This is a genomic window from Trichlorobacter sp. (assembly GCF_030247655.1).
Taxonomy (GTDB): Bacteria; Desulfobacterota; Desulfuromonadia; order Geobacterales; family Pseudopelobacteraceae; genus Trichlorobacter.
In genome coordinates this window covers 1-5,088 of the sequence record NZ_JAOTRZ010000210.1, presented here as the reverse complement: position 1 = coordinate 5,088, position 5,088 = coordinate 1, and the positions used below count along the sequence as shown (strand labels likewise).

The following is a 5,088-nucleotide window of genomic DNA, read 5'->3' as shown; positions in this document are numbered from 1 at the left end:
GCCATAAATCTGGCTACCATGCCTGCATGGTACTCCCGTTTGTCCCGTGGAATCAGTTCGCTCAAAGGGAGCCCTGCCAGTTTATCCGGCCCATACCCGAATAACTGTTCAGCGCGTTGGTTGGCGTGCCTGATCAGTGCCTGCTGATCAACGATAATGGCAGCATCAGGGATTAACGGTAAAAGGGATGAGCAGGGTAATAAGGCCATGGTTTTGTTTCCGGTTAGTCCTTCAGCTCCCGAATGATCTCAGCCTGACGCTGGGCAATATATCTGCCGATCAGATCTTCGCTGCGGCGGTCATGTTCAAACAGCAGGATACAGCGACAGGGATTTGTATCGCTTTCAAAACGGAGTAGCCTGGCCATCACTCGCAGTTTTTGGGGTGTTGCCTGCCCCTGCAAGGTAAATGAAAGATTAAGATGGAAGTAGGTGAAGCTTCCCAGCAAGGCCTTGTCGGGAACTTCCAGGGCGCAGCCTCCCAGAGAAAGATCCTTCAGCTTGGCAGTAAAGGTGGTGGTACCTGCCTCAACCGGCACCTGAAACAGCCCGCCGATTTTTACCCGCAGGGTGTTGCGGCGATCAGGTAATAATTCAACATAGGAAAACTCAGACAGGGTAATTTCGTCGGTTGCCGCATCATAGGCGGCGCTGGCATACACATCGTGCGCAAGCTTGGGAGAGCGTACGATCGTGTAGCGGCTGGCCTTCAAGGCGCGGGTCTGGGTTGGATTGGAGCGGCAGATCAGGGTGTCTCCAAAGAGATAGAGTACCTCGGCAGTGGACGAAATGGGTACTTCCTTGTAATAATTAAAGAATATCAGGTCGTGGGGACGTTTCTGGGAGAGCCTTAGCAGGAGATCAAGAATTTCTCCCGGTTCTCCCCGTTCAAGCAGTCGTAGCTGATCTTCATACTGCATTTTTTCCATGCCACCCACCTCTTGATTGGCACTGTAACATTCCGCAGCATTGGCCTGCAAGAGCTGACCACTTGCCTTCGACCAAAAATCATGACAAAGTAGCCAAAAATCTGGATCTATGGAGTTTTTATGGCGTTACGTCTCTATAACACCCTCAGTGGCGAGAAAGAACCGTTTGTCCCCCGTGTTGCAGGCAAGGTTGGCATGTACGTCTGCGGTGTCACGGTCTATGACTTTTGCCATGTTGGCCATGCCCGGGCCGGTATCGTCTTTGACATGATCTATCGTTACCTGCGCTTTAGCGGGTATGATGTGACCTATGTTCGTAACTATACAGATATAGATGACAAAATCATCAACCGTGCCAACCAGGAAGGTACTGATTACCGCACCATTGCTGATCGCTATATCGCCACCTTTGATGAGGATATGGATCGTCTGGGCATGCTGCGCCCCACCATTGAACCCAAGGCAACTGACCATGTCGACGATATTATCAGCATTATTCAGCGCCTGATTGATAACGGACACGCTTATACCGTTGATGGTGATGTCTATTTTGCGGTGGAAACCTTTCCCACCTACCTGAAACTTTCCGGTCGCAACCTTGATGATATGCTGGCCGGAGCCAGGGTTGATGTGGATGAGCGCAAGCGTAACCCGATGGATTTTGCCCTCTGGAAAGGCTCCAAGCCGGGGGAGCCGTTCTGGCAATCCCCCTGGGGAACAGGACGTCCTGGCTGGCACATTGAGTGTTCTGCCATGAGCATGCGTTTTCTGGGGCCGTCCTTTGATATCCATGGCGGCGGCAAGGACCTGGTCTTCCCCCACCATGAAAACGAGATCGCCCAATCAGAAGGGGCCAACGGCTGCCGTTTTGTCAACTACTGGCTGCACAACGGCTTCGTCAACATCAACAGCGAGAAGATGAGCAAGTCGCTGGGCAACTTCTTCACCATCCGTGAGGTGCTGGAGCTGTTTGATCCAGAGACCTTGCGTTTCTTTATCCTGCAGGCCCACTACCGTTCTCCGCTGGATTATTCCGACCAGAACCTGAGGGAGGCCCAGGCCGGTCTCTCCCGGATTTACGAGGCATTGGCCGCACTGGACCTGGCATTGGAGAAACCTGCAGTTGCAGCGGCAGAGCTGCCTTCTGCTGCAGAATTTACCGAAAAGGTTGCCGGTCTGTTGCCCCGCTTTAGAGAGGCGATGGATGACGACTTCAATACCGCCCAGGCCCTGGGAACGCTCTTTGATGTTATCCGCACCCTGAACCGTCTGCTGGCCGAAGGCGGAGGTGTCAGCAGCGCTTCCCGTGCTGATCTTGGACTGCTCAGAGATGCTGTTGCCAAGATTGGTACCGTGTTGGGGCTGTTTTTAATCAAACCGGCTGATTGGCTGGCAGCCCGTGAGGCAGAAAAGGTACAGCACCTGGAGATCAGCCCTGAAGAGATCGAAGGGTTGATTGTTGAGCGGGCTACTGCCCGGAAGAACAAGGATTTTAAGCGCAGTGATGAAATCAGGGACTACCTGCTGTCACGGGATATCCAACTGCTGGATACGCCACAGGGGACAACCTGGAAAGTAAAATAATGCTACGGGGGTGTAAACACTGAGTCCCTGTCACTTGACCCTGAAGGTTCCCGTGGTATGCTTGGTGCCGGAGCCAGCTTAAATGGAGATTGCCGCGATAACAGAATGGGAATGCTGTTGGGACCGCGACAGCATTGTCATGGGGGACTGCCCCAATATTGGCGAAGGAGATGAAGATCTCCTGTCGTCCCGTAGTCGTCGTATTCTTGAAAAGTGCTGTGAATGCGAGAAATTCAAGCGGGATATGGTCCGGTTCCGTGACAGCGGTCACCCGCTGGCCCCTGTTTTTTCAATCCTGCATGCCGATTACCGTCGCCAGAAAACCCAGATCCAGTCTCTGGCCAACTTTCTTGATACCAAAACCCTTGAAGTTCGTTTTCTACATGAACTGGGCTCTGTGCTGCAGAGTTCGGTTGATCTTGATGAGGTGTTGTCCGTTGCCTTGACCGCCATCACTGCAGGCAAGGGATTTGGTATGAACCGGGCTTTCCTGCTTCTGGCTGACAAGGAGCGCCATATCCTGAAAGGCCACCTTGCCATTGGCCCCCGCTCTGCAGAAGAGGCTGGTCAAACCTGGCAGGAAATTGAATCAGGAGATCAGGACCTGCAGGGGCTGTCCCAGCTGTTTCTGAAAGATAAGCTAACCGCCGAACGGAACAAATTTCACGATATCCTTGAGCGGCTCATTGTTCCTTTGGACGACGAGCAACATGTCATTGCACGGGCACTGGAAGAGCGAAAACCGATTCTGGTCACCGATGCCTTCCATCGTCAGGATCTGGATATCGATTTTGCCCGTCTGCTGGGGGTGGATACTTTCCTGGTGCTGCCTTTAATCGCCCGTAACCGCCGTGTAGGGGCAATTATTGCCGATAACTTCATCACCCATCGCACCATTACCGAGCAGGATATGCGCTCAATTGAGACGTTTACCTTTCCGGTGGCCTTTGCCATTGAACGGGCTTCACTGTATGAGCGGGTTCAGGAAGAGGTGGATAAGCTGCGGCAGGCCAACCTGCGGCTGCAGGAGCAGCAGGAACAGCTGGTCAGGATGGAGAAAATGGCCCTGGTGGGGCGGATCACCTCAAGCATTGCCCACTCCATTCGCAATCCCCTGATGGTGATTGGCGGATTTGCCCGTAGTATCCTTAAAAATACCCCGGATAGTGACCCCAAACGTACCTTTATTGAATCCATTGTAACTGAGGCCCGCCAATTGGAAGAAGTTCTGGGAGAGATCCTGACCTATTCCGATGCCCTCTTCCCCACCTGTGACTTCTGGGATCCCAACCAACTGGTGGAATCTTCCCTGCGTGATGTTCAGGAGCGTGCCGTTGCCCAGGATTACACCTGCCGTTTCCATGCCGGCGAGCAGTTGCCAGAGGTCTATATTGATTTTAAGCAGACCACCTACTGCATTCGCAATATCCTGCTCAGCACCATTGATGGCCTGCAAAATGGTGTTATCGACATCAGCACCAGGGTGGAGGGGGATCACGTCAATGTACAGATTGTGGATCGCAACCGGACCCTGTCAGAAGATGAACTTGAGGCATTGTTAACCCCCTTTACGGAAACCTGTGAAATGGGGTCAGGCCTGAACATGGCCCTAAGCCGCAGTATGCTGGATAAGCAGAATATCCCCCTGATGGTGGTGGCACCGCCAGAGGGAGGGGTCACCTACACCATTAAACTTCCCACTCGCAAGGAGGCAACCCCATGAGCAGATTGCTGGTAGTTGACGACGAAGCCAATATCCGGCTGCTGTACAGCGAAGAACTGACCGATGAAGGCTATGCCGTTGAGACTGCGGGAAATATTGCCGAGGCAGTTGAAAAGCTGGGACAGCAGAGCTTTGATCTGGCCGTGCTGGATATTAAGCTGAAGAACGAAAGCGGCATTGAATTGCTGCAGAAGATCGTCAAGGAACGCCATGATATGCCGGTCATTCTCTGCTCGGCCTTTTCCTGCTACAAGGATGATTTTTCTGCCTGGCTGGCAGACAGCTATGTCGTCAAATCTGGTGATCTGACAGAACTGAAGGAAGAGATCAAGCGGGTATTGACCAAGAAGAGCCAGCGCCGTGCTGCGGGGCTGTAAGACTGATATTTGAAACGTGATACACGCGCGCTGTTTTTCTCAAAGGTGTTTAAGGTAGCTGGGAATTGAAATGGTTTGCGTATACATGTCCCCGGGATACCCAACCCAAATGGCTACGTTCAGGTGAGCCAAGCGGTCCAACGACGCTCGACTAGAGAAAATGACCTATGAAATTTGAGTGGGATACACAGAAGGAACGCCAAAACATTGAAAAACACAAAATAACATTTGTAGACGCTGGCCATGTTTTTGCCGATCCCTGGCAGCTTAACCTGTTTGATGAAGATCATTCAGATGATGAAGATCGCTGGGTTGTCATTGGCATGATACCGGACTCGTCTGTTCTGCTGGTTGTACATACCATTAGAATCTCTGGAAATGAGCAGATGGTTAGAATAATTTCAGCGCGAAAAGCAACAAAGCGTGAGCGAGAGACGTATTTCGCGAGGAGGCCTCGATGAAAAAAGAATATGATT

General features: G+C 52.1%; 6 protein-coding genes. 4 read left to right on the top strand and 2 right to left on the bottom strand.

Features of this window, described 5'->3' with window-relative positions; all coding sequences use genetic code 11:
* On the bottom strand, positions 1–209 hold a 209-nt coding region (locus OEL57_RS13935), incomplete at its 3' end, for a PAS domain S-box protein (RefSeq protein ID WP_300741245.1).
* Positions 210–223: 14 nt separating this feature from the next.
* Entirely contained in the window at positions 224–928 is a 705-nt protein-coding gene (locus tag OEL57_RS13930) for a PilZ domain-containing protein (protein ID WP_300741244.1), read from the bottom strand.
* A 120-nt stretch (positions 929–1,048) separates the two neighbouring features.
* On the opposite strand from OEL57_RS13930, the gene cysS reads away from it, so the two are divergent.
* From cysS to OEL57_RS13910, 4 genes are all read left to right on the top strand, one after another.
* Positions 1,049–2,512 (top strand): cysteine--tRNA ligase, encoded by a 1,464-nt coding sequence (gene cysS / locus OEL57_RS13925; protein ID WP_300741242.1) that lies wholly within the window; start codon positions 1,049–1,051, stop codon positions 2,510–2,512.
* Between the two features lie 82 nt (positions 2,513–2,594).
* Positions 2,595–4,235: a sensor histidine kinase gene (locus tag OEL57_RS13920; protein ID WP_300741240.1), complete on the top strand. Its 1,641-nt coding sequence runs from the start codon at positions 2,595–2,597 to the stop codon at positions 4,233–4,235.
* Positions 4,232–4,612 carry a response regulator gene (locus tag OEL57_RS13915; protein ID WP_300741239.1) on the top strand — a complete coding sequence of 127 codons (381 nt, stop codon included), beginning with the start codon at positions 4,232–4,234 and terminating at the stop codon, positions 4,610–4,612. Before OEL57_RS13920 ends, OEL57_RS13915 begins: the two co-directional genes overlap by 4 nt.
* Positions 4,613–4,779: 167 nt before the next feature.
* A complete protein-coding gene (locus tag OEL57_RS13910) occupies positions 4,780–5,073 on the top strand; it encodes a BrnT family toxin (protein WP_300741238.1) in 294 nt (97 codons plus the stop codon).
* Positions 5,074–5,088: the final 15 nt, after the last annotated feature.

Coding starts and splice junctions, on each gene's coding strand:
- OEL57_RS13930 (WP_300741244.1), bottom strand. CDS start 928: ATGGAAAAAATGCAGTATGAAGATCAGCTACGACTGCTTGAACGGGGA.
- cysS (WP_300741242.1), top strand. CDS start 1,049: ATGGCGTTACGTCTCTATAACACCCTCAGTGGCGAGAAAGAACCGTTT.
- OEL57_RS13920 (WP_300741240.1), top strand. CDS start 2,595: ATGGAGATTGCCGCGATAACAGAATGGGAATGCTGTTGGGACCGCGAC.
- OEL57_RS13915 (WP_300741239.1), top strand. CDS start 4,232: ATGAGCAGATTGCTGGTAGTTGACGACGAAGCCAATATCCGGCTGCTG.
- OEL57_RS13910 (WP_300741238.1), top strand. CDS start 4,780: ATGAAATTTGAGTGGGATACACAGAAGGAACGCCAAAACATTGAAAAA.